This is a genomic window from Streptomyces sp. NBC_01276 (genome assembly GCF_041435355.1).
Classification (GTDB): domain Bacteria; phylum Actinomycetota; class Actinomycetes; order Streptomycetales; family Streptomycetaceae; genus Streptomyces.
In genome coordinates, this window is the sequence record NZ_CP108442.1 from 1,091,918 (window position 1) to 1,116,039 (window position 24,122).

At 72.3% G+C, this 24,122-nt stretch carries 21 protein-coding genes, 1 tRNA gene and 1 pseudogene; 11 read left to right on the top strand and 12 right to left on the bottom strand.

Annotated features, from left to right (window positions below; translation table 11 throughout):
- Window positions 1–103 precede the first annotated feature (103 nt).
- Entirely contained in the window at window positions 104–1,369 is a 1,266-nt protein-coding gene (locus OG295_RS04480) for a hypothetical protein (RefSeq protein ID WP_371675653.1), read from the top strand.
- 475 nt (window positions 1,370–1,844) lie between these two features.
- On the opposite strand, the pseudogene OG295_RS04485 reads toward OG295_RS04480, so the two are convergent.
- Together OG295_RS04485 and OG295_RS04490 are read right to left on the bottom strand one after the other, a co-directional pair.
- A pseudogene (locus OG295_RS04485) lies at window positions 1,845–2,312 on the bottom strand (cation transporter); the annotation flags it as partial.
- Window positions 2,313–2,343: 31 nt separating this feature from the next.
- Window positions 2,344–2,649: an ArsR/SmtB family transcription factor gene (locus tag OG295_RS04490; RefSeq protein WP_371675654.1), complete on the bottom strand. Its 306-nt coding sequence runs from the start codon at window positions 2,647–2,649 to the stop codon at window positions 2,344–2,346.
- Here OG295_RS04490 and OG295_RS04495 point away from each other — a divergent pair.
- Window positions 2,542–3,411, top strand: coding sequence for a tyrosine-type recombinase/integrase (locus tag OG295_RS04495; RefSeq protein WP_371675655.1), 870 nt, complete (start codon window positions 2,542–2,544; stop codon window positions 3,409–3,411). The genes OG295_RS04490 and OG295_RS04495 overlap by 108 nt on opposite strands.
- 343 nt (window positions 3,412–3,754) lie before the next feature.
- Here OG295_RS04495 and OG295_RS04500 read toward each other — a convergent pair whose 3' ends face one another.
- Window positions 3,755–6,850, bottom strand: coding sequence for a CHAT domain-containing protein (locus OG295_RS04500; protein WP_371675656.1), 3,096 nt, complete (start codon window positions 6,848–6,850; stop codon window positions 3,755–3,757).
- Window positions 6,851–6,959: 109 nt separating this feature from the next.
- On the opposite strand from OG295_RS04500, the gene OG295_RS04505 reads away from it, so the two are divergent.
- A complete protein-coding gene (locus OG295_RS04505) occupies window positions 6,960–7,361 on the top strand; it encodes a hypothetical protein (RefSeq protein ID WP_371675657.1) in 402 nt (133 codons plus the stop codon).
- A gap of 2 nt (window positions 7,362–7,363) precedes the next feature.
- Window positions 7,364–8,308 (top strand): hypothetical protein, encoded by a 945-nt coding sequence (locus OG295_RS04510; protein ID WP_371675658.1) that lies wholly within the window; start codon window positions 7,364–7,366, stop codon window positions 8,306–8,308.
- 112 nt (window positions 8,309–8,420) lie between these two features.
- Here the strand turns inward: OG295_RS04510 and OG295_RS04515 are convergent, their stop codons facing one another.
- Window positions 8,421–8,651 (bottom strand): hypothetical protein, encoded by a 231-nt coding sequence (locus tag OG295_RS04515; protein ID WP_371675659.1) that lies wholly within the window; start codon window positions 8,649–8,651, stop codon window positions 8,421–8,423.
- 1,311 nt (window positions 8,652–9,962) lie between these two features.
- On the opposite strand from OG295_RS04515, the gene OG295_RS04520 reads away from it, so the two are divergent.
- From OG295_RS04520 to xerC, 3 genes are all read left to right on the top strand, one after another.
- On the top strand, window positions 9,963–10,685 hold the full coding sequence (locus OG295_RS04520; protein ID WP_371675660.1) for a DUF4365 domain-containing protein: 723 nt from the start codon (window positions 9,963–9,965) through the stop codon (window positions 10,683–10,685).
- Between the two features lie 182 nt (window positions 10,686–10,867).
- Window positions 10,868–11,044: a hypothetical protein gene (locus tag OG295_RS04525; protein ID WP_371675661.1), complete on the top strand. Its 177-nt coding sequence runs from the start codon at window positions 10,868–10,870 to the stop codon at window positions 11,042–11,044.
- 689 nt (window positions 11,045–11,733) lie between these two features.
- A complete protein-coding gene (gene xerC, locus OG295_RS04530; RefSeq protein WP_371675662.1) occupies window positions 11,734–12,969 on the top strand; it encodes a tyrosine recombinase XerC in 1,236 nt (411 codons plus the stop codon).
- Window positions 12,970–13,000: 31 nt separating this feature from the next.
- Here xerC and OG295_RS04535 read toward each other — a convergent pair.
- Window positions 13,001–13,074 (bottom strand) — tRNA-Pro (locus tag OG295_RS04535).
- Between the two features lie 109 nt (window positions 13,075–13,183).
- Between OG295_RS04535 and OG295_RS04540 the strand changes: the two genes are divergently transcribed.
- On the top strand, window positions 13,184–13,660 hold the full coding sequence (locus OG295_RS04540) for a DUF309 domain-containing protein (protein WP_371675663.1): 477 nt from the start codon (window positions 13,184–13,186) through the stop codon (window positions 13,658–13,660).
- Here the strand turns inward: OG295_RS04540 and OG295_RS04545 are convergent.
- From OG295_RS04545 to OG295_RS04560, 4 genes are read right to left on the bottom strand one after another with little or no spacing between them, the layout of a single operon-like run.
- Window positions 13,640–14,035, bottom strand: a complete 396-nt coding sequence (locus OG295_RS04545; RefSeq protein ID WP_371675664.1) for a VOC family protein — start codon at window positions 14,033–14,035, stop codon at window positions 13,640–13,642. The two genes, OG295_RS04540 and OG295_RS04545, sit on opposite strands and share 21 nt — an antisense overlap.
- A gap of 4 nt (window positions 14,036–14,039) precedes the next feature.
- Window positions 14,040–14,660, bottom strand: a complete 621-nt coding sequence (locus tag OG295_RS04550) for a lactate utilization protein C (RefSeq protein ID WP_371675665.1) — start codon at window positions 14,658–14,660, stop codon at window positions 14,040–14,042.
- Entirely contained in the window at window positions 14,657–16,153 is a 1,497-nt protein-coding gene (locus OG295_RS04555) for a lactate utilization protein B (RefSeq protein ID WP_371675666.1), read from the bottom strand. Before OG295_RS04555 ends, OG295_RS04550 begins: the two co-directional genes overlap by 4 nt.
- A complete protein-coding gene (locus OG295_RS04560; protein ID WP_371675667.1) occupies window positions 16,150–16,905 on the bottom strand; it encodes a (Fe-S)-binding protein in 756 nt (251 codons plus the stop codon). Before OG295_RS04560 ends, OG295_RS04555 begins: the two co-directional genes overlap by 4 nt.
- A gap of 18 nt (window positions 16,906–16,923) precedes the next feature.
- Between OG295_RS04560 and cobF the strand changes: the two genes are divergently transcribed.
- Entirely contained in the window at window positions 16,924–17,676 is a 753-nt protein-coding gene (gene cobF, locus OG295_RS04565) for a precorrin-6A synthase (deacetylating) (protein ID WP_266843950.1), read from the top strand.
- On the opposite strand, the gene OG295_RS04570 is transcribed toward cobF, so the two are convergent.
- The 3 genes from OG295_RS04570 to OG295_RS04580 all read right to left on the bottom strand — a co-directional run bounded on the left by OG295_RS04570 (window position 17,663) and on the right by OG295_RS04580 (window position 22,239).
- Window positions 17,663–18,826 carry an aminotransferase class V-fold PLP-dependent enzyme gene (locus OG295_RS04570; RefSeq protein WP_371675668.1) on the bottom strand — a complete coding sequence of 388 codons (1,164 nt, stop codon included), beginning with the start codon at window positions 18,824–18,826 and terminating at the stop codon, window positions 17,663–17,665. The genes cobF and OG295_RS04570 overlap by 14 nt on opposite strands.
- A 167-nt stretch (window positions 18,827–18,993) precedes the next feature.
- Window positions 18,994–20,712, bottom strand: coding sequence for a glycoside hydrolase family 71 protein (locus OG295_RS04575; protein ID WP_371675669.1), 1,719 nt, complete (start codon window positions 20,710–20,712; stop codon window positions 18,994–18,996).
- A 150-nt stretch (window positions 20,713–20,862) separates the two neighbouring features.
- A complete protein-coding gene (locus tag OG295_RS04580) occupies window positions 20,863–22,239 on the bottom strand; it encodes a hypothetical protein (protein ID WP_371675670.1) in 1,377 nt (458 codons plus the stop codon).
- 330 nt (window positions 22,240–22,569) lie between these two features.
- Here OG295_RS04580 and OG295_RS04585 point away from each other — a divergent pair, with 330 nt between their 5' ends.
- Both OG295_RS04585 and OG295_RS04590 read left to right on the top strand, forming a co-directional pair.
- Window positions 22,570–23,349 (top strand): polyprenyl synthetase family protein, encoded by a 780-nt coding sequence (locus OG295_RS04585; RefSeq protein WP_371675671.1) that lies wholly within the window; start codon window positions 22,570–22,572, stop codon window positions 23,347–23,349.
- Window positions 23,350–23,497: 148 nt separating this feature from the next.
- On the top strand, window positions 23,498–23,965 hold the full coding sequence (locus tag OG295_RS04590; protein ID WP_371675672.1) for a hypothetical protein: 468 nt from the start codon (window positions 23,498–23,500) through the stop codon (window positions 23,963–23,965).
- Window positions 23,966–24,122: the final 157 nt, after the last annotated feature.

Genomic DNA, 24,122 nt, shown 5'->3' on the forward strand with positions numbered 1-24,122 from the left:
CCGGCTTGTCCGACTACCGGACGCGGTGGCTGAAAGTTAAACTATTGTGTGACGGGAGCCCTACGTTTGCGGCGGTTGACGTTCCAGCGAGAGGAAACCCCTCATGACCGCCGCCGACAGTGCGCCGCGAACGGCCCGCGTCCTCACCGGCTACCGCCCCGAGGACGGCTTCATGGCCGTGGAGCTGGACCCGCCTCCGGGCGAGTACGTATGGCACGACGAGCACGCCGAGCAGCAGGAGCAGCGCTACGGCCCGGGTGCGGGCTACCACCAGTGGCTGGCAGTGGACGCACGCGACGGCGCCGTATGGTTCGGCGACATCGACTGGCGGGCCCCGTCCGAAGACCTCGGCAGCCAGCTCCCCGGCCTCCCCCGCAGGGCACTCGGCGACGGGGCCGTCCCGGCCTCCGGAATAATGGTGCAGCTGCTCGGCCACCTGGCCCATGACGAACAGCGCGGCTGCTCCTGGCGCTTCTTCACCGCTGAGGAACTGCACGCGCTCGCCCTGCGCATACTCCCCGCCGTGCAGCGGCTCGTGGACTCCATCCACCGCATCGGACCGGGCGACGAACTGGAGTGGTCGGCCGAGGCCGCCACCGCCTGGGACGACATCGAGCAGGCCGCGACCCACACCTTCGATCCCTCCGGCGATCTCCGCTGGCCCAGGCTGCGCACGACACCGATCCCTGCCTGGCGTGTCGAGGTCGGCGCGTTCCTCGCCATGAACCCCGGTCTGTGCGATCCCTCCTGGGGCCTGGCCGCGGACGCGGAACTCGATGCCTACGCCGACTACAGTCCCGAGAGCGGCTATGGCGGTGTACCGGGGCGGATGTGCCGCGCCGCCGACCGGCAGATCGAGGACGGTTTCACTTTCTACGGCCACCGTGCCGCCCTGTACGCCTACCGCGCGCAGGCGTGCGGCGACCGTGTTCCGACAGACGCCCGCGTCTGGCTGGAGACGACAGAGGCGGGTCGGGGCACCTGGGAGGCGGCCAAGCCCCCCGGGGCCACCCTCGCCGACGTCCCCGACTGCGTGCTGGCGGCTTTGGCCGAAGGGTTCCAGAACTCCGCGCACCAGGAGGGTCTGGTCCTGACGGGCCTGGACGCCCATCTGCGCCGGTTGCGCGCCGAGGAACGCTCCGCCGTCGACCAGCAGCTCGTCCGCGAAGCCGAGGAAGCCGAACGCCTCGAGAACATGCTCAAGGACTTCCGCGCGGCACGGAACCGCACCGTGACACGGATCCTTGCCTGGTCCGATGGGCGCAGCGACGGGGAAATCGCCCGCCTGGCGTCCATGCCCGACGATTACGTCAGCGACTGGCGGGCCCGCCTGACCGACGAACAGACGACGGCCACACCCGCAACCTGAAGCATGTGCGGCGAAGACAGGGCACCCGCTCCGCAGCCTCACCGCCCGGGCAGCCCGTCGAGCGCCACGGCCGTCCGTAGACCGAGGCGACGGCCCGAGGCCTTGAGCTGGTGCCGCCGGCCCGCGGCGAGTACCGCTTGCGCGGGGTAGGCGGAGCCGGACCTGGCCGCTGTACCGGCGAGACGACCGGAGACGGTGATCGTCGACGGCCTCGGGACCGAACGCACCTGGCCTGCTGCGCCCCGGGCTCCGGACTCCGGCCGCTGCGATCCGAAGCCGCCATCCTCAGCCGGCGCCTACGACCGGACATCGTGAACCCCTGCGCAGGGCAGCGGCGCGGGTGGAGTGGGCGCACGCTCCCCGGCACCCAGCCCGGCGGTTCCAAGCCGCTCACCGAGCGCCAACAAGGGAAAGGCACTGGTCGCGGCGGCCTCGGGAGCGCAGTGGTCGCCTGTGGTCGCCCCCTGGAAGCGTCCGAGTCGGCAACCGCCGAGGCGGAGCCGAGTTCGTGCCCGGCCTCGCGCTGGGCGGCCGACAGAAACGGCATCACGGCCAGGGACAGAGCGGCGAGCACGATGCCGGGGATGGTCCGCTCGGCCTCTCCGGTGCCAGAGAGCGGCAGGACGGCGTCGACGGCGACGTACGTGGCGAGCGCGAAGAACGAGAAGGCGGTGATCCGTAGGATGGTCTTCTCCCGTGCCTCGCGGACAGCGTGGTCGCGGCCGGAGAACTGCCAGGCGACCGCGGCGGCCGAGGAGACCTCGATGACCGAGTCCAGGCCGAAACCGATCAGCGCAGTGGAGGGGGCGATAGCCCCAGCGGTGATGGCGACGATCGCCTCGACAACGTTGCAGGTGATGGTGGCCGCGACCAGCAGCCGTATCCGCTTCGCGAGGGCGTCACGGCGGGCCGGGGCCGGGCCGATGGATATCTCCGCAGCCATCTCAACAGCAACCCTTCTCCTCGGCGTCCACTCACGCACGGTCGGCCTCGACGGCGACCACGGCGGTGCGCAAGTCGTCCAGGGCGTGGCCGAGGCGCTCGTCGGCGAGTCCGTAGCGGGTGCGGCGGCCGACCGGGACCGTGACGACAAGACCGCAGTCGCGCAGGCAGGCCAGGTGGTTCGACAGCCGGGTCCGGGAGATGCCCCGCGCGTCGGCCAGCTCGGCGGGATGGGCCGGAGCCTGGCACAGGGCGAGCAGGATGCGGCAGCGGATCGGGTCGGCGAGGGCGCGGCCGCACCGCGCCGGCACCTCGATGTCGGAGGCGATTGTCATCACCTACGGGACGGTCCGCTTCGAGATCCCGATTCCCGTCGTGCCCGCCGCCGGCCGATTCGGCAGCTAGCCACTTCTCCTGCGGGGCCGCCCGAGCTCACCGAAGGCATCCTGTACGTACGCTGCACCCTCTCAGCGATCGACAACAACCACCTCGTCATCACCGCCCCGAAGACCCGCTCCAGCCGCGCCTGGGTCGCCATTTCACCCCGTGTCGCGACCGCACTCCGACACCAAGCGACGACAACCACCCGTATGCGGGGAGATCCTGACGATCCGTTCACCGGCCTGGTCTTCTGCCGCCCCGACGGACGACCACTCGGCCCCCACCACGTCCTGGACCGGCTCCATCAGCTGTCCGAAGAGGCCGGCGTCCCACGGGTCACCGTCCACGACCTGCGACACCTGGCGGCCACCATCACCATCAGCGCCGGCGTGCCGCTGACCGTGGTCTCCAAGACGCTGCGGCACTCCACCCTGTCGACCAGCGCCAACATCTACAGCCACCTCACCCGCCAGGCCGCCCGCGAAGCCGTGGACACCATCGACCGCGCCCTCACCGGAGCTGAGAAGGCCGGGCTCGGGACGAGCCGCCCGGCGTCACTGCGACCACCACGCGACCACATCCAACGGCTCGTCCGCCGGCTCCGCTCCCCTGTGCCGCTGGCCTTCAGCGCCACGGCCTCCCGGCCGCAGGCTGGACGTGCGACCACACTGCGACCACCATGGCCCCGGACGCACGAAAGGCCGTCCTCTCAAGTTTGAGAGAACGGCCTCCGACCTGCGTTTCCGCATGGTCGGGACGACAGGATTTGAACCTGCGACCCCTTGACCCCCAGTAGGTCGGGGGGAAATTCATGACATATGCCTCAATCTGAGGGCGCACTGCGTGCACATCCGTACATGCTGTGCGCCCATCAACATGGGCGCTGGTCCCCAACTGGTCCCCAAAGGGGCGCCACCTGGCCGGGTCGAAGTGCCGTCCGGATTCTCGCTTTTCGCCGTTGACTTCGTCCGTCCGCCGCGGGCGTGGCTCACGCGCACGGCGAACGTCGTGCGCGTGACTTCTTCCGCCCGTACCGGACGACGGGCTGAGGGCGCTGCCGCGTCACGCGCCGGTGTGGAGGTGGGCGGCCCACAGGGAGGGGGTTCTCGGGTAGCGGTCGCGTACCCCCCGGACGGCGTGGTGCAGGGCGGCCGCGGACCGGTCGGGGTCGAGCGTCCCGGGCGGACCGGTCGTCAGGTGCGTGTAGAAGGACTCTGCGACCGTGACGGCCAGGCGGTCGTCGATGGGCCACAGCGTGCCGACGACGTGGGGGAAGCCGGCGAGCTGGAAGGCGCTGGCGAGGTCGATGGCTTCGTCGAGCAGGTCGGCCCTGCCGGGGGCGGCGGTACTGCAGGCGGAGAGGTAGGCCAGCCGTGCGCGGCCGAGGTTGACCCGGGCGAGGGCGGCGACGGTCAGGGGGGTAGTGGCGTGGTCGTGCAGGAAGAGACGGCTCAGGGACGGGTCAGTACGGTCGCTGGCACCATGGCAGGCGAAGTGGGCGATGGCGCACTCGGGTAGGCGGTCGAGGACGGCGGCCAGGGTGGGAACGCCACCGCTCGGCGGGCCGGGGGCCGTTTCGTCCAGGGTGTTTTCGGGTGCGGTGAGCAGGACCGGGCCGGGCAGGAGCGACTGGAGCAGACGGGCTTCCTCCGGAACGTACGGCAGCCGCCCGAGATCGGGGGTGGTCGGCATGGCGACGATCAGGGACCGGAGGCCGTCGTCGGTCCGGGGGCGGGGGCGCCTGGCGTAGCGCAGGGCTCGGACGGTGGGTGTGTAGGAGGAGATCACGCGGTCCAGGACCGTACGGCGGTGCGGGCCCTGTCCGGGGGCGGTGTGGAAGCCCGCGGCGTGTAGGGGCAACAGCCCGAGGATGCCGCCGGGAGCCCACCACAGGCGTGGCAGGTACTCCCCTTCCCCCTCCTTGCCCGGGTCGGCCGAGGGCAGGAGAGCGTCGCCCAGGGCGGAGAGGACCGGTTCGACCGCGGCCTCCCACAACCATTCCAGGACCTGGCACAGCGACTGCTGGGCAGAGATCCTGTTGCCGTCGGGCGCCGTCGTCTCGCTCAGCGCTTCGTAGAAGGTATTCACCTGGGTGATGAGGGCCTGCACGGTGAGCCGGGGCAACGGGCAGGAGGTGACGCTGTCGCGTGTGAGGAGGAGCGCGTCGCTGCGGTAGCGGCTGATGTTGAACGTGACCACCGGACCGTGCGCCGCTTCGGCCAGGAGGTCGTCGAGCCTGGGCGGCAGGCCGAAAGTGGAGAACCCCTCGCGGCCCCGGATGTACCCGAGGACCTCGTCCAGTTCGCGCGCCAGGTGGTGACGTTCTCGTCCCGTCATCGCGGTCCGGTCGGCGGCGCCGGGGGCGGCCGTTGCGGCCTGGTCCTGGTCCAAGAGGTCACGCAGCTCGCAGAAGCGCGCGGCGAGGCCGGGGTGTTCCTCCTGCAGATCGGTGAGGTCGCTTCGGGTCTCCAGGGCCTGGGACAGGAGGACGGCACGTCCGGCCTCCGCCAAGCGCAGTGCCCGCGCGGGACGTTCGCGCGCGTCGACGGTGGGATCGTTCAGGGCCAGGGAGGCCGCTTCGGCGGCGAGACCGGCGGAGAGGCTGCCGAGAACGTACTGCTGGTCACCGCGGTGCAAGCGGCGCGGCGCCAACTCGGGCAGCATGAGCACCGCCTGTTCCAGGAGATCTGCGGCCAGGGCCGGTTCCGAGGGGGCGATCCGGCTCGCCGCTTCCCGCGCCGTCAGGACCCGTACGCGGGGCGGGGCCGTCCTCTCTTCAACCGTCTTCCTCCACAGGAACAGTTGCTCCTCCGTGTCCGACTGTGCCGCGCCGTCGCGCTCGGAGCGTCTGCGCAGGGCGTCGCCGAGCATGACCTGGTACGTGGCGCGGAGCGGATAGTCGTCGGGGGTGTCGCGGAGGGCGCTGCGGAGCGTCTCCACGGCCTCGTCCAGATCCTCCGGTGCTTGCATGCCGGCGAACCGCCGGAGCAGGGCGGCGCCGAGTCCGTAGCGAAGCAGGGCCCGATCGACTGCCGGGTAGTGCTCGGGCGCGATGCGGACGGCTGCCCGGGCCGACTCCACCGATTCGTCCAGATCCTCCGGTGCCCCGGTGTGTTCGAACCGCGCGAACAGGATGAAGCCGAGGCCGGACAATCCCTGAGCACGATCGCCTAAGTCGGCAGGGGCGGCCCGAACGGCGGCCCGGGCCTGCAGCACCGCCTCGTCGAGATCCTCCATGGACCCCGTGCGCGCGAAGCGGAGTTGCAGGACACCCCCGAGGACGGACCTGTACTTGGCCCGGACGGGATCGTCGGCGGGGGCCGTCCGGATGACGGTGCGGAGCAGTTCCGCCTCCTCCTCCAGATCGCCGAGCGCCGCCGTGCGCTCGAACCTGCCGCCTAGGGCAAGAGCCAGCTGGTACAAGCGGTTCACGCGCTCGCGAGCGCCGTCGGGAGTGGCCCGGACGGCGGCACGGAACACTTCCACGGCCTCGTCCAAGTCCGCCTGCGCCCCGGAGCGTTCGAAGCGCATCCTCAGGGAGAGGCCGAGGTTGGTCATGTACATCGGCCGTTCGGGGTCCTGGTCGAGAACCGCTCGGACGGCGGCGCGGCCCGACTCCACGGATCTGTCCAGATCCGCGATGGCCAGCGTGTGGGTGAAACGCATCAGCAGAGCCACGCCCAGGTTGGACAGCAGGGCGGGCCGAGCGCGGTGGCCCTCGGGGAGGGCCCGCACGATGCGCTCGGCTAGGCCCAGCCCTTCCTCCTGGACCGCCGGATCGCCGGTGGCCAGCGCGTTGCTCAGCACCTTCAGGGAGGCGGGGATCGCCCGCTCGGCGAGGGACGTGAGGAGGGGCTCCGGGAGAGGGGCCCGGCCCGCGACGAAGCACGGCGTGAGGCAGAGGAGCGCGAAATCTCGCTCGGCTTCGCGCACGCCCGGGTGACTGCCGAAGTGGGCTCGGTAGTGGTGCAACCAGCCGAGTGCGTACTCGGCCTCCAGGTCGCCTTCGCCAGCTGCTCCGCCCGGGTAGCAGACTTCGAGCAGGGAGCGCGATTCGGTGAGCGCGGCCGGATCCAGGACCGCGGTCCCTTCTCCCGTGGAGGTCGCGTGAGCCACTCTGCTCCGGATCGCGGCCAGCAGGTCTTCCCGCTCCCCCATGCACCCCTCCCATGGCTGAAGATCCGTCAATTTCATTTCGATCAGTCTCAGTTCGGGGACAATGGTCGCACAGCTACACCGAACGCGGAGCTGTGAACGGGGGCATGTGGTGATCGAGGGAAACACCGACCGCGACACGCGGCGGCGCGACGAAGTCGCCTACGTATGCGAACAGCTGGACCGCATCCGTACGGACTTGGAGACGCACGCAGCCGAGGGCGCGGCGCCGTTGGAGAGCCTGGCGGCCGCACTGCGTGCCGGAACTGATCCCTCCGCGCGGCTCGACGCGCTGCACGAGGCCCTGTTGGCGGCGGGCGACGCCGCGGGGGTCCGCGGCAGGGCCAGGGGGCTGGACCCGATCGGGACCGCTCGGCCGGCCCCCGACGCATGGGTGTTGCTGTGCCCGACGGGGCAATGCTCGCGCTATTCCTGGCCGGACGCCGGCGACGGTCCCGATGAGGCGCCACGCTGCCGGATCGGCGATCAGGCCCTGCGCAGAGAGCGGCTGTAGTGGTGACCGGATTCCTCACCACCCTCGGACAGAAGCTCGCCGAGCGCTGGCTGACCCTGCTGGTCCTGCCGGGTGCACTCTTCCTGTGCACCGCCACCGCCGCCCGCACCCTCGGCCAGGCCCACGCGCTGGACCACCGCCGTCTCGTCGGCCGGATCGGCGAATGGGCCCAGGCACCCGCCGTGAGCGGTGTCGGCGGTCAAGTCGTCCTGCTCGCCGCGGTACTCGCCCTCGCGGCGGCGACCGGTCTGGCCGCCCAAGGGCTGGGATCGCTGGTCCTGCGCACGGTGCTCGCCTCCGGCTGGCGCACCTGGCCGCGCCCTCTGCGGCAGTGGGCGCGGGCATGCGTCAACCGCCGCCACACCCGCTGGAGTGCCGCCGCGCACGCGTACCGGCAGCAACTCGACGCCGATGCCCGGGCCCTGGCCCTCGAACGGCGCCGGGCCGACGCCGGGCCGCGCACGGCCGCGTACCACGCTATGCACAGGATCGCCCCGGAGGCTCCCGACAGGCCCACCTGGAGCGGCGACCGCGTCCACGCCGTCGGCGTACGCCTGGAGCGCGATCACCACCTGGACCTGCCCACCCTGTGGCCCTACCTGTGGCTCATCCTGCCCGATACGACCCGCGCCGAGATCACAGCGGCGGAACAGGCCCTCACCCGCGCCTCCACGCTCGGGGGCTGGGCCCTCCTGTACGCCCCGCTGGCCATCTGGTGGTGGCCGACCGCCCCGCTCGCCGCCGCCCTCGCGCTGACCGTCCGGTACCGCATCCGCACGGCGGTCGACGTCTACGCCCAGCTTCTGGAAGCAGCCGTCCGCCTCCATTCCGCCGATCTCGCCGCCCGGCTCGGCACCCTCGACAGCGGCCCGGCCGCCTTCACCCTGGGCGACTCCCTCACCGGTCGGCTCCGCGCCCAGACACCTCCTCCACCTACCGCCCTGTGACGGCCAGGAGGCGCCGGAGCCAGCGGGTACGGGCGTCGCGGGCGTCCCGGCTGAGGTTCGCCCGCGGTGCCATGCCGTCCCAGCCGTGGTAGACACCTGGCCATACGTGCAGTCAGGCGTGGCCACCGGCCTGCCAGATCGCGTTCGCGTACGCCACGTCCTCGTCCTCGTCCTCGTCCTCGTCCCGGAACATCTCGGCCGACCCGACCTCGATGTGGGCCGGGGGCAGTCCGGAGAGGTCCGTGGCGCGGGCAGGGGCCGCGTAGGGCGGCAGGTCCGCGGCACCGTAGCGGTCACCCAGCAGCGCCTTCCACACGGTCGCTTTGGAGGTGAGGTCCCACACACCGACGCACGCCGTCCGATCTAGCAGGCGTGGGCAGAGAGCTGTGGTCCCTGGTCTGGGAGGAGGTCGGTACCGAGCTCGACTCGCTCGACTTCCTGCTTGGCCTGGATGCTGGCGGCATCCTGCCCACGGTCACGCTGACCAGCGCCGTGGCGCTCCCCTACAAGATCGCGTGGAAGCTCCACCTTCCGCTTGCCGGAGCCGTCCGATACTCCTCGGGTTCGAGTCACAACTGTCCCCGCGCAACCCGCGTGAGATTCAAGCACCGGACGTGGCGGCCCGACGGGCTGGCGTGCTGGCGTGCTGGCGTGCTGGCGTGCTGGCGTGCTGGCGTGCTGGCGTGCTGGCGTGCTGGACACATGGCAGACGGACAGCCAGGACATGGCGCGGGACACGACGGTTCCGTGGCTGCGTACCGACCGGGTTCCCCTGGAACTGATCATGAAGCGAGACTCCCCCATCCCCTTCCGAGGTGGTATCCGACGCATCGAGCTCACCAAGTGCGACGAGCGGTTCCCGGGGCCGTGCCCAAAGAAGCGGACAGGGAAATGCGGAGGCTGGCATCCCACCACGCGACCTGCAGAACGCCCCTTCGACGAATTCATCCGAGATGCCGCCTCCGGGCTTTACGTACGAGCGATCGTCAAGGTGAAGCGGACGGCGTTCGAGTTCTGGACCCCCACTGCCGATCACACTGCGTACCTCGACGCGACATCGGGCGAACCGCCCGCCGTCATGCCGAAGCAACGGCAGGTCCGGCGCCCCATGGAGTACGGCGACCCCACGTGCCGGGTCCGGCCGCCGGCCACGCCAGACCACGAGATCGCGCCGCTCCCCTACATCCCGGCACCCCGCTCGCCAGAGTCCCTCCCGAGCACAATGCCTTCGGTGACGGGGGCCCTCCCGATCGCCTACCGGGGCAAGTGCGGGGCAGGGGTACGGCCATGCGGGGGCCCGCGCGCTTCTATCCCGCCGGATGGCTCTGCGACGACCACCGCCCGTAGCCGGTAGCACAGGCCAGGGCACCCTCCCCGCTGCCGATAGCTCCCACAGCTTCTCGATCCTTCCCACCCGGCCAGCACGGACCAAAATTCGGACTGGGCAGCCACATCACCAACCCCGTCGACCGGCGCCGGCCGACCCCGAACCAGGATCGACGCCATGGGAGCATGATCACAGCGGAGATCGCGCACCCCATGGCGCCACGGGCAGTGCTGGCGGGTTCGGAGAGCTGACAGGTACGCGGAGGGGTCAGCCGAAGCCGCTACCCGACTCCACCGCCCGGCTGGCATCCAGAAGGATTCCCCTCCCATGCCAGCTGTCGGCGCATCACCCGATCCAGCTGTCGTTGTCGGCGACGGCCAGTATCCTGACGGTTGCCTATTTCGAGGGGGGACGGTGTCAACTGTTCGTTCGAGCCGAAGGATTGAAAGGGCTGGCGTTAACGCCCTGCGCACACTCCTTGAGGAACATGATCATATCGTCCAGGAGATCGACGGCGGGAATGATCACAGCGAAGACATGATCATCAATTTCACTCGCGGCGGCAAGCGAACAGGCTACTGGATCGCCATCCAGGTCAAGAGCGGAAAGAAATACAAGCGCGCCAACGGGTACGCGATCCCAGTCGAAGATCATTTCAAGGATTGGCGACAGAGCCGCATTCCAATCGTGGGCGTCGTATACGACATGAAGAAGAAGGAGTTGTTCTGGGTCAACCTAACCGAGCAGTTACGGCTTACCGAGGAGAGTCCCAGCTGGGTGCAGGTGCCGAATTCCGCACGGCTGCACACTGAATCGATGCACGACTTTTTCCTGAAGATCTCCACCTACGCTGGCGACGCGCGCATGCGCATCCGATCCGAGAGCGAGGAGGAAGCATTTGCTGAAGCCGTACGAGCCAGGCAAGGACTCGACCCCGAAACGGCACCGAACCCCTATATGAAGGCTTTGCCGACTTCGCCCTCCGCTACGAGGATCGAATTCGCGCCATCGCGAAAGACTGGCTGCGCTCCATCCCCTTGCAAATCTTAGCCCTGATCATGATTTGGGAGTGGCCCCGCCAAATCCGCTTCGTTGAGGGGTCCTCCGATGTATACCCCATCCCATGGGCACTCAGCCTCTATTCCTTCATCGCCCTCATGGCCTTGACAATTTTCTTTGAGTTTAGGGCGGGCCGGGTACCGAGAGAAACCGGCCAGTGGCTTACGCTGATTGTGAGCAACTTCCTGTGGATCCCTATCATGGACCCTGACGGTGATCGGGGGTGGTGGGGAACAACGTGGATCATCGCCGGAATCATCGTTCCCTCGATCGGGGTTAAATTCCTGTTCATCAGCTTTGTTCGGTTTGCCCGCGACCGTAAGAAGAAGCAAATTGAAGCCGCCGCATAGAGCCGTGCATGCCTGCGGAGCGGTCGTGACGGCCTGGCCGTGGCACTGGTGGCCAGCAAGGCGCCCGTCGTCCCCCGGCCACCCCCGCCACCACCTGCCGCAGACCGGGTTCACAACCGTCGGGTGAACAGCGCCCCCACACGGAACCGAAGCGGCCTCAACGGACGAAATTGAAGGCGCCGCTTCGGCACCTCACGGGGACCAGGCCATCGGCAACTCGTCGGATGCCCAAACCTGGCGGGTGCCTTCTGTTCGGCCGGCATACGGCGATCGGTGACGTAAACCGGCCGATGGGATCATCACCCGCGGTGCGCCGGTCTCGAATGCCAGTCGCGGACTACTCACGCGACCCAGGTCTTCCTGACGGCACCCTCGAGCCAGTGCGACGCGGCGGAAGCTGCACCCTTGGCGCCCGGACAAGGGAAACCCACAGGTCACGGCCGGTGTGAGGATCGTGGTGGTCGCATGTGGTCGCACGAGACTGGAGGTGTCGGCCCTTCCTCCGCCTCCTGGAGGCGATCCCCATGCGCACCACCGCCGACCGCGGCCGCATCTACCGCCGATGTGGCTGCCGGGACACACTGCATCACCAGCTCGGAGCACACTGCCCCCACCTACTCACTGACGGTGACCACGGGACGTGGACCTTTGCAGTCGATGTCCCGACCCCACGCCGCCACCGGACGACCGTGCGCAGGGGCGGCTTCGACAACCACGACGCAGCCGAGACCGCACTCCGCCGATTCCTGGAGGGCGAGGCCGGCGGATTCAACGCCGACCCGAACCAGAGCGTCGACGACTACCTGACCGCCTGGCTCGCCGCCAAGGCCCTCGTGCTCAAGCCGACCACCATGGCGCGATACCGGGACTACGTCCACAACGACCTCACGCCCGCCTTCGGCACCCTCAAGCTGGACGAGCTCGGACACCGTCACATCGCGGCCTTCGTCACCGGCGAGCTCGCCGCAGGCCGCGGCAAGACCACCCTCTACCGCTGCCTGGCCACCCTCTCCAGTGCTCTCGGTGACGCGGTCCGCCAGCATCGCCTCGCCCACAACCCCGCCAGTCCCCCGGCCATGCACCGGCCGCCGTCGCCCGAGCGGCAGATCTGGACCGCGGGCGAGGCCGTCCGCTTCCTTGAGCACTGCCACCAGGCCGATCCGGACATGGCCGACCTGTTCGAGTTCCTCATCGGCACCGGCATGCGCAAAGGTGAAGCCCTGGGACTGCACTGGGACGACGTCCACCTAAGAGAACGCGTCCTCTACGTACGGTGCACGCTCTCCGCGATCGACAACAACCAACTCGTCATCACCAGCCCCAAGACGCGCACCAGCAAGAACTGGGTCGCTATCTCGCCCCGCGTCGCCATCGCCCTCCAACACCGGGCCCGGTCAAGGGGGCACGCCCACAGCGACCCAAGCGACCCGTTCGCCGGACTCGTCTTCTGCAGACCCGACGGTCGGCCGCTGCGACCCCACACCGTCCTCGACCGGCTCCGGCAACTGTCCCAAGAAGCCGGCGCACCGCGGGTGACCGTTCACGACCTGCGACACCTGGCCGCCACGATCACCATCACCGCCGGCGTCCCCCTCACCGTCGTCTCCAAGACCCTGCGGCACTCCACACTCTCGACCACCGCCAACATCTACAGCCACCTCACCCAACAAGCAGCCCGCGAAGCAGTCGACACCATCGACCACACCCTCACGAGGGCCCAGCACCGAAACGACCGACGGGCCTGGCTGGAACGGCTGCGACCACCACGCGACCACATCCAACGCCTCCGCGAAGCCCTCAACCTGCTCCGCTCCCCCGCCCCGACCGGCTTCTGCTCCGCCACGGAGAAACCCCGAAGCGGGCGTGCGACCACATTGCGACCACCAGCATTCCGGGCACGGAAAAGGCCGTCCTCTCATGTGTGAGAGAACGGCCTCCGACCTGCATGAAGCAAAGTCGGGACGACAGGATTTGAACCTGCGACCCCTTGACCCCCAGTCAAGTGCGCTACCAAGCTGCGCCACGTCCCGTTGTGCCGCCCACCTGGGGTTTTCCCCCTCGCGGCGGGCACATGCAGAACATTACCGCACGTTGAGGGGTGCGCGTGCACGGGTGATCGGCGCGCGGGAGGATGGCCCGGTGAACGGACGGGATCGTGATGGTGAGGGGCGGGCGCGCAGTGCGCGGCCGCGCGACGGGCTGGGGCGGCCGCTGCCGTACGGGGCCGAGGGCGTGGAGCGGCAGCCCGAGGGGGTGGTGCGTACGCCGGCCGGGACCGTGGAGGAAGCGCAGCGGCTGCTGGACGCCGGGATGCCCTTCCACGCGCACGAGGTGTTCGAGGACGCCTGGAAGTCGGGGCCCGGGGGCGATGCCCCGCTGTGGCGGGGGATGGCGCAGCTGGCGGTGGGGCTGACGCACGCCGCGCGGGGGAACGCGGTGGGCGGGGCCCGGCTGCTGCGGCGCGGTGCGGCGCAGCTGGCCGGCGTGCGGGAGGCGTACGGGATGGATCTGCCGGGGCTGGCCCGGTGGGCCGGGGAGCTGGCCCGCCGGGTGGAGGGCGGCGCCGTGGTCGACGCCGCCGTGGAGGCCCCGAGGCTACGCGGCGGCGGGCTGTAGCAGGTCCCAGCGGTTGCCGTAGAGGTCCTCGAAGACGGCGACGGAACCGTACGCCTCGTGGCGGGGCTCCTCCAGGAAGCGGACGCCCTCGGCGGTCATCCGGGCGTGGTCGGCGGCGAAGTCGGCGGTGTAGAGGAAGAAGCCGACGCGGCCGCCGGTCTGGTCGCCGACGCGGGCGCGCTGGGCGTCGTCCTTGGCGCGGGCGAGCAGCAGGGCCGACTCGGTGGCGCCGGGCGGGCGGACCACGACCCAGCGGGAGCCGTCGGGGCGGGCGGTGTCCTCGACGAGGTCGAAGCCGAGGGCGCGGGTGTAGAAGTCGACGGCCTCGTCGTAGTCGCTGACCACGAGGGCGGTGAGGGCGATGTGGGATGGCATGCCGTCATTGTGCGTCGAGGAGGACCACGTCCAGGACACGGGGACCGTGGACGCCCTCCACCCGGTCGAGTTCGATGTCACTGGTGGCGGAGGGGCCGGAGATCCAGGTCAGGGGGCGGGTCGGGTCCAGCCGTTCCAGTGCCTGCGGGACGGAGTCCACCACCTGGCCGGGGACGCGCACCACGCAGACGTGGTGGTCCGGGATCAGGGTGATGCGCCGGCGCCCCTGGTCGGGCCCGCCGTCGAGGACGATCGTGCCGGTCTCGGCGACGGCCAGGGCGCAGCCGGTGATCACGCCGCCGACGCGGTCCAGCCCGGCCGGGGTGGAGGCGGCCCGGTCGTGGATCCGGGTCGGGTCGGCGGCGGAGAGCCAGTACGGGGGCAGGCCGGGCGGGACGAGGACGCTCTCGTGCCGGGACAGCAGCCACGCAAGCAGCATCGGCAGTCCGTCCTCGTCGGTGCGGTGGACCGTCGCGCGGTACTCGGTGAGGTGCGCGGCGAGCAGGTCGACGCGCTCGGCCGGGGTGCGGGAGCCGTGGACCCGGAGGTAGTCGCGGGGGACCTCGGGGTCGGGGCCGGAGGCGGCGCGGCGGATGCGGGAGAGGATGCGGTCCTTGCTGCTCACTTCTGCGGGGACTTCCGTTCTCGGGCCCACCAGTCGCGGAAGGACTCCGCCGGTACGTCGGGCAGTGCGCGGGTGTCGGTCCAGGCCCGGCCGGGTCCGGGCAGGCGGCGCGGTCGCAGCCGCCGGGCCCGGGAGAGCAGCCGTTCGCCCGCGCGCAGGGCGCCGGGGCGGTCGAGGAGGAGGCGGGCGGCGCGCATCGCGGCCCGTTCGGCGGTGTGGCCGTGGGCGGGCCGGATGCGGACGCGGACGCCCTCACGGGTCACGGGGCCGCCCTGGACCACCCGTTCGCGCAGGTGGACGAGGATCTCGGGGATGTCGATGGCGACGGGGCAGACCTCGTAGCAGGCCCCGCAGAGGGTGGAGGCGTAGGGCAGGGTGGCGTCGATCGGGGCGGCGGTGCCGCGCAGTTGGGGGCTGAGGACGGCGCCGATGGGGCCGGGGTAGACGGAGCCGTAGGCGTGGCCTCCGGCGCGTTCGTAGACGGGGCAGACGTTGAGGCAGGCGGAGCAGCGGATGCAGCGCAGGGCCTGGCGTCCGGTCGGGTCGGCGAGGGTGTCGGTGCGGCCGTTGTCGAGGAGGACGAGGTGGAAGGCGGTGGGGCCGTCGCCGTCGGCCCCTTTCGACGGTCCCAGCCCGGTCCACATGGTCGTGTACGGGTTCATCCGCTCGGCGGTGGAGGAGCGCGGCAGGGTCTGGAGGAAGATCTCCAGGTCGCGGAAGGTCGGCACCACCTTCTCGATGCCGACGACCGAGATCAGGGTCTCGGGCAGGGTCAGGCACATCCGGCCGTTGCCCTCGGATTCCAGGACGACCATGGTGCCGGTCTCGGCGACCATGAAGTTGGCGCCGGAGACGCCGACCCTGGCGCGCAGGAACTTCTCGCGCAGGTGCAGACGGGCGGCCTCGGCGAGTTCGCGCGGGTCGTCGCCGAGGTCCTCGGGGGCCGGGCGGCCCCAGCGGCCCATCTCGGTGCGGAAGAGGTCCCGGATCTCGCCGCGGTTGCGGTGGATGGCGGGGACGAGGATGTGGGAGGGGCGGTCGTGGCCGAGCTGGACGATCAGTTCGGCGAGGTCGGTCTCGTAGGCGGCGATCCCGGCCGCTTCCAGGGCCTCGTTGAGGCCGATCTCCTGGGTGGCCATGGACTTGACCTTGACCACCTCGCGTTCGCCGGTGGCGAGGACGAGGCCGGTGACGATCCGGTTGGCCTCCTCGGCATCGACCGCCCAGTGCACGGTGCCGCCCGCCGCCGTGACGGCGGCCTCCAGCTCCAGGAGGTACCGGTCGAGGTGGCGGAGCGTGTGGTCCTTGACGGCCTTCCCGGCGGCGCGCAGCCGGTCCCAGTCGTCGAGTTCGGCGACGGCGCGGGCGCGTTTGTCGCGGATGGTGTGGGTGGCGTGGCGCAGGTTGGCGCGCAGCACCTCGTTCCCCACGGCTTCGCGGGCCGCTTCGGGGAAGGGCGGGAAGGCGGGCATGCCGAGGTCGGTACCGGTCATCGCGGCGGTTCCTCCTCGGTGGCGGCCAGGATCTCGGCGAGGTGCAGGGTGCGCAGTGGCTCGCCGGCGTGGCGCAGGGTGCCTTCGAGGTGGGCGAGGCAGGAGTTGTCGGCGCCGCACAGCACCTCGGCGCCGGTGGCCCGGGCGCTGCGGATCTTGTCGGCGCCCATGGCGGCGGACACGTCCGGGTTCTTCAGGGCGAAGGTGCCGCCGAATCCGCAGCATTCCTCGGCTCCGGGCAGCTCGATCAGTTCCAGGCCCTTCACCGCGGCCAGCAGCCGGCGCGGGCGGTCGCCCAGCCCGAGGGAGCGCAGGCCGTGGCAGGAGGGGTGGTAGGTGACGGTGTGCGGGAAGTACGCGCCGACGTCGGTCACGCCGAGTACGTCCACCAGGAACTCGGTCAGCTCGCGCACCCGCGGTACGAGGTCGTCCGCCAGTGCCGCGAGTGTGCTCCCGCGCCCCTCCTCGGCCGCCTTCCGGCCGATGCGCGGGTACTGCTCGCGGATCATCGCGGCGCAGGAGCCGGAGGGGGTGACGACGTGGTCGTAGCCCGCGAAGGCCTCGGCGGTGCGGCGCAGCAGCGGCTCGCTCTCGCGCCGGTAGCCGGTGTTGTACTGCGGCTGTCCGCAGCAGCTCTGGGCCGCCGGGAAGTCCACCTCGACGCCGAGGCGCTCCAGGAGGCGGACGACGGCGATGCCGGTGCGCGGGTACAGCGCGTCGTTGACGCAGGTGACGAACAGGGCGGCACGCATGACGGGCAGAATAGCCGGGTGAAGAAGTTTTCAGTGATCGGCATAGGCGCGGGCGACCCGGACCACCTGACCCTCCAGGCGGTCCGGGCGATCGGCGCGGCGGACGCATTCCTCATCCTGGAGAAGGGGGAGGAGAAGTCGGACCTGACGGGGCTGCGGCGGGCGATGCTGGAGCAGCACGCCCGGCCGGGCCACCGGCTGGTGGAGGGGCGCGATCCGGACCGGGACCGCACCCCGGCCGAGTACGCGCCGACGGTGGACGGCTGGCGCAGCGCGCGGGCCGAGATCTTCGAGCGGTTCATCGCCGAGGACCTCGCGGAGGGCGAGACCGGGGCCTTCCTGGTCTGGGGCGATCCGTCCCTCTACGACTCCACCCTGGCGATCCTCGACGAGGTGCTGGAGCACGGCCGGGTGGAGTTCGAGCACGAGGTGGTGCCCGGGATCAGCAGCGTCTCGGCGCTGCTGGCCCGGCACCGTACGAACCTGAACCGGGTCGGGCGCCCGGTGCAGATCACCACGGGCCGGCGGCTGGCGGAGGGCTGGCCGCAGGACGTGGACGACGTGGTGGTGATGCTGGACGCGCGGCACGCCTTCACGGCCCACCTCGACCAGGACCTCTTCATCTACTGGGGCGCCTACGTCGGCACGCCGGACGAGATCCTGGTCTCGGGGAAGCTGGCGGAGGTGGCCGGGCGGATCGAGGAGCTGCGCACCGAGGCGCGGGCCCGCAAGGGCTGGATCATGGACACGTACCTGCTCAGGCGCGCCTGAGGAAGGCGGGCAGGAGCTCGGCGAGGCGCTCGTACTCCTCGGCGCGGTTGTAGACCTGCCCGCAGACGCGGATGCCGCCGCCTCCCTGCCGGGGCCAGATCAGGACCCGGATGCCGGTCTTCGCCGCGAGTTCCTCGCGCAGGGTGCGGGCGGCGTCCTGGGTCTCGGCGGTGCCGGGGGGCAGCAGCAGGGAGCGCATCGCGAGGCCCGGGGTGTACGGCAGGGGGGTGAGCCCGGGGATCCGCGCGAGCAGGGCCGCGCCGTAGGCGGCGAGGGCGCTGTTGTGGGCCCGGACCTTGGCCGCGTCGAGCCGTTCGAGGAGGTCCAGGCCCTCGGGCGCGGCGAGCCAGCCGGTGTAGTCGGCGGTGGCGCGGTACTCGACGGAGACCGGGAAGCCCTGTTCGTCCTCCCAGGACGGGGAGAGGGAGCGGACCCGGGAACGGTGGGCGGGGGCCACGGCCAGGAGGGCGCTGCCGGAGGGGGCGTACCCCCACTTGTGCAGGTTCCCGAACCAGAAGTCGGCGGCGGCGATCGGCTCGGCCAGCATGCCGGGGGTGTGGGCCCCGTCGACGACGGTGGTGATCCCGCGCGCGGACAGTTCGGCGAGGAGCCGGGGTCCGGCGATCAGGCGGGCGGTCGGCGAGCTGACGTGGTCGAGGACGGCCACCTTGGTGCGGGGGGTGAGCCCGGCCAGCACGGTCTCGCACACGGCGTCCTCGTCGGGCAGGTGCGGGTCGAGGGCGACGGTGGTGACGGGGGCCCGGCGGGCGGCGGCCGCGACGACGGTGCCGTAGCCGTGGTCGGTGACCAGGATCTCGTCGCCGTCGGCCAGGTCCACGGCGTCGAGCGCGAGGTTGGCGCCCTCGGTGGCGTTGGCGATGAAGGCGATGCCGTCGGGGTCCGCCCCGAGCCGGTCGGCGATCCGCCCGCGGGCCGCGGCGACCCGTGCGGGGACCGCGTTGAAGAAGGCGTCCGGGTCGGCGTGCGCCTCGGCGCGCAGCAGCTCCTGGGCCTCGCGCACGGGCAGGGGGACGGCCCCGTAGGAGCCGTGGTTGAGGTGGGCGACGTCGGGGTCGAGCCGGAACAGGCCCGGACCGCCGGGGAAGACGGGCGGGGCCGGCGGTGCGGGCGGGACGGACGGCTCGGGCACGGGTACCTCCGGGTGCGCGGTGAGGCTGTGGGTCTCCCGCCGGCCCCGGCACGGGGCCCGCGGGCGTGTCCCCCGGAGCATGCAGTCCCGACGCACCCTCCGACAGGGCCGATTCCGCCAGAGTGGCCTACCTCCGGTCCGCCCGCCCGCAGGCCGGGCGCGCGAGGTCAGCGCGGCGCTTCGTCCCGGCCGCTGGTCGCCGCGTAGTACTGGAGGTCCTGCACCGCCACCGTGCCGTCGACGCGGTACGGCAGCTCCACCGAGGCCGCCGTCCGCCCGTCGCGCACCACCTCGGCGGAGCTGGTGCCCGGTTTCAGCGGCAGCAGTTCGGCGTGCGGCCCGGCCGGCGCGGCGTGCTCGTCCCGGGCGGGGCCGACGGTGGTGCGGACGGTGGCGGGCTCCGTCAGGAAGCTGAGCACCTCCACCGTGTCCCGGGGAGCGGCGCTGCCCCTGCGCGGCGACATCAGCAGCGACTGGCCGCCGGTCGGGCCGGTGGCGGCGAACTGGGTGCGGGAGGTGAGGTACAGGGTGTCGCGGACGATCCGGGGCCACTGCCCGGTCTTGAAACGGGTCAGGTAGTACGAGGTCAGGTCCAGGTACGCGTACCCGTTGTGCAGGGAGGGCGCGAACTGGCTGCCCTCCGAGTAGTCGTTCCAGGTGGTCAGCTGCACCCAGTCGGCCCCGTCGTCGATGGCGTGCGTCCAGGTGGTCCGCAGGGTGGCGGTGTTGCCCGCCTCGTCGTAGATCCCCTGGTTCGGCCGGGCGTCCTGGACGGACACCGGCTGCATCCAGATCTTGCCGAGGCCGTGCGCCCGGTCCACGTCGGCGGTGGCGCCCTCCTGGCCGGCGTAGCTGCGGCTGCCCCACTCGGAGAACCCGTAACTGATCGGCGCGTAGGCCGCGTTGTGGGCGCCGAAGTCGAGGAAGAGGGGGACGAGGGCCGTGCGGACGCCGTAGCGGGCCTTGAGGGTGTCCATCATCCGGGTCCACCAGGCCGGGCTCTTCTCCTCCGCCTTGAACGGGGAGACGACGAGGCGGCCGTCGCCGAGCCGGTGCGCGGCGGGGGCCCGGGCCAGGGTGGCGAGGGCGTCGGCGAGCACCGTGGGGTCGTCGATGTCCAGCGAGGTCATGTCCGGCATCAGCATGACCCTGAAGGCCGGGTCGACCTCGTGGGCCGCCCGCATCAGGAGGTCGGCGCGCTCCCGGTTCTTCCCGGTCAGGGAGAGCAGGTCGAGGGTGAAGCCGTCGATGCCGGCGGCGCGGGCGGTGCGCACCTCCTGCCGGAGGTTGGCGTACTCCCAGTCGCCGTCCTTCGGGGCGACGGGCAGGGGGCGGTCGCGCAGCAGGCCGCCGTACCGCTCGTGCTTGCCGTTCTCCCCGCCGGGGCGGAGGTAGTTGCGGGTGTAGTAGTCGGCGTCGGCGCTCGCGTTGTCCAGGGAGAGCGGGTACGGGGTGAAGTAGTGGGCGAAGACCAGCTTCCCGGCGGCGGACGCGGAGCGCAGCGCGGCCGGTCCGGGCAGGTCGAAGGGGAGGGCTCCGGCGGGGCGGGCGCCGCCGCTGTCGACCCGGCCCCGCACGGGGGCGGAGGGCGGGGGCGGGGCCTGCGCCGGGCCCGTGCTCCCGGGGCCGGGGCCCGTGGCGGGGTCGGAGGGGGCGGGCGTGCCGGTGGGCCGGGGCGCGCCGGCGGCGGGCCCGGCGCGGTCCTGGCCGGCGGCGGCCCGGAAGGGGTCCCAGAACATGCCGGTGGCGACGCAGGCTCCGGCGAGGAGACAGGCGACGAGGAGGGCGAGCAGGGGCCGTTTCCCGAGCGGCCTCGGCCGGCGGCGGTGGGGCGAGGGCCGCGAGGGGCCGTCCTTGCGCCGGTGGGACCGTCCGTCCGCCGTCATCTCGCAGCCCCTCCCAGGAACGTGCCCCGGGCCGGGGCTGCACAGCAGTAGAGCGGATTCCCGGCCCCCGGACAACCGTTCCCGGGGACGCGGGCCGCGCCGGCGCGCGCTCCTTCGGCCTTCCCGCGTACCGGACCTGCGGCGATCGGCCTAGGCCAGGCGGATGAGGAGGGCGCGGGCGGTGCGGTTGCCCCCGGCGGCGCGGAGGCGGACTCGCAGTCTGCGCGTGGCGTCGGCGACCCGGGCCGACTCCAACGGGCCTACGGTGTCCAGCAGTTCGTGCCAGGTGGCGCAGGCCCGCTCCAGGTGGCCGCGGTCCAGATGGAGTTCGGCGAGCCGTGCGGAGGTGATGGCACGGGCGCGGCGTTCGACGGGCGGGCGGTGGCGCAGCGAGGAGGACAGGGCCGCCACGGCGCCCGCCGTGTCGCCCAGCGCGGCCAGGACTTCGGACTGCTGGTGGTGGTAGGCGGCCCGGTGGTAGTCGCCGATCGGGGCGCACCGGCCCGTCGCGCGTTCCAGCAGCCTTTCGGCGCGGCCCAGATGGGTCAGGGCGGCGCGCCGGTCTCCGCAGGCCGCCTCCGCGACGGCGAGCTGGCCGGTGACGAACGCCGCCTGGACCGGCGGGAGTCGGGGGGTGTCGCGGGCTGCGGCCTCGGCCAGTTCCAGGGCCTGCTTGCGGTGCCCCAGGTGGTGGGCCTGGACGCTCATCGCCCGGAGCACGGGCGCGTGGCACCGCGGTTCCCCCGCCTCAAGGCCGAGCCTCAGCGCCGCCCGGTAGTAGGCCTGGGCGAGGCCCTGTTCGTTGCCGTCGAAGCACAGGAACCCGGCCGTGTAGGCGAGGCGGGCGGCGCTGCCGAGGAGCCGGTGGCGGACGGCGGGCGGCGCGTCGGCGCTCAGCCAGGGGACGACGGTGGTGGTGAGGTAGGCGGTCAGTGCCGGGCGGACGCGGCCGCTGCCGTACGCCATGTCGGCGTCCCGGAACACCGGCAGCAGGGCCTCGGCCGCCGCGACCTGATGGTGTTCGAGCCGGGCCCCCGCCGGGAACCGCGGGGCCGCGGCAGCGGTCGGCGGTTCCCCGGGGGGCCGCCAGGCGCGGGAGTAGACCGGGACCTCGCCGGAGGGGCCCCCGGCGAGGCCGGCCGGCCCGGGTGCGGCGCCGGGCCCGCTGCCGTACGGGGCGGCGGGTGCGCCTGCGGTCGTACCGCCGGCCGCGCCCGGCGCTCCGCCTCCCGTGCCCACGGGCGGTCTCCGGGATCCGCCCGGACCCGGCGCGGCCCGGGCGAGCCCGGTATCGGCCGGGCTGATCCGGCGGCCGGTCCGCCGGCTCAGCGCTTCGGCGGCGAGGGCCACCACGTGGGCGGAGGGGCGGGTGCCCGAGAGCCAGTGGGAGACGGAGGTGCGGTCGTAGCGCAGCGTGAGACCGGTCTCGGCCGCCACGCCGTTCACGGCGCGGGCGAAGTCCTGCCCGCTCCAGCGGGCGTCGTTCAGGAGGGTGCGCAGTCGTCCGTTGGGTTCACGCTTGGCCATCAGAACCGCCCAGGTCGCCGGGTCGTACACGTGTCCACCGCTTCAACGCGGCCGGACATTCAACACGTCGGGGTCGCGGCGGACGTACCGGGTCCGGCCGTCCTGCGCCTCACTAGGACCTGTGCACACCGTGACACACGGGCGCGTCCCGTGCCCCTGGCGTACGGGAGCACTACGGGCCCCGGCGGAGCGGAACCGCCACCCCCGGCTCACTCCGTCACGCCGCGCACCCCCCGCCCCGCCCCTCCCCCGCCCGCCGCCCCGGCGCACGCGCCCCGAGACGGCCGCACGACGCCCGCGCACGGCCCGCCGAGCAGGAGGTTCCCACCCGTGATCCCGTACCCGACGGACCATGACGACCCCGGTGCGGCGGCCGCGCCCGGCCGCGCCCGCGCCGCCGTCGACCCGGTGCTGCGCGCCTGTCTGCACACGCTGCCCGACGCCGTACGTGCGGTCTGCGCGTACCAGCTCGGCTGGGGCGACCGCTCCGGCGCCCCGACCGGCGGGGGCGCCGGTGCGGGGACGGCGATCGGGCCCGCCCTGGTGCTGGCGGCCGCGCGGGCGGTGGGCGGGCGCGACGGGGCGGCGCTCCCCGCGGCGGCGGCCGTCGAACTCGTCCACCAGTCCAGGCTGTTGCACTCGGGGGTGACCGGCCGCGCCCCGGCCGCACGCCGCCGGCCCCCGACCCGGGCGGTGTTCGGGACGACCGGGGCGGGCGCCGCGGGCGACGCGATGGCCGCGCTCGCCGTCCGCCTCGTCGCCGGCCGCCCCGAGGCGGTCACCGTCCTGTGCGACCGGCTGATCGAGCTGTGCGGGGCCCGGGCCGCGCGCCATGCGGCCGGTCCGGCCGTGGCGCCTCCCGGGCCGGGGGCGCTGTTCGGTCTCGCCTGCGCGCTGGGCGGGATCCACGGGGGCGCCCCGCCGTGGGTGACGGCCGCGCTGGACGCCTTCGGCCGGGCCGTGGGGGACGCCGCCCCGACCGCTCCGGCGCCCGGGGCCTCCGTAGGGTCCGACGCCCCCCTGGAGCACCTGGCCGGGGCCCTTCCCGGCCCGGCCGCGGCAGCCGAACTGGTGGCGCTGTACCGGCTGATCACCCGGAGGGAGCGCTGAGCGGCGGTGCCGGAGCCGCGCCGGCCGGCCCGATGGGACGGAATGCGACATTCCCCTGGTCATACCCTGGAATTGGCGCATAATCGTCGTCACGCGGCTCGAAGAATCCCTATGGCCGCGCTCGGTCACGCATGCAATGGGGGGCATCGTGATGATGGGGGACTCCCGGCCGCCCGGCGCGGCCACCACACTCACGACCACGTCCGCCGAGCTGTCGATGCTGCTCACCGCCGTGCGCCGGGGCCGGGTGCTCACCGTCACGGGCCGGTTCCGGGCACCGCGGAGCCTGCTCGTACGGGACATCGCGCGCCGGCTCTCGTCCAACTTCTGCGACGGGACGGCGGTGGTCACCGTCGCCCGGGACGGCAGCGTGGGGGAACTGGTGGCCGCGCTGGGCCGCGTACCCGGCATGCCCGTCCCGCCCCGCGGCACGGCGAACGCCGCCTCCTGGCTCGCGGAACGGGACATGCTGCTCGTCCTCGACGACAGCGACCGGCTGAGCCCCGCGGCGCTGTCCTGGCTGCGCACCCTGCTCACCCTCGCGCCCGGCCTGCGGATCCTGGCCGCGGGGGTGCACCCGCTGGCCGTGGGACAGGGGCGGGTGCACCGGCTCTGAGCGAGGCGGCCGCCGCTTCACACGCGCGGCACACGACTGCCATACGGGAGTCATTGAGTGGGGGAGCCCCTGCTCCTAGGGTCTGACCTGCGGGTTCCGGCGGCCCTGGCGTTCCGGTCGCGGGCCCGGGTACGTACGTCACCTTCCCCCGCGCGTA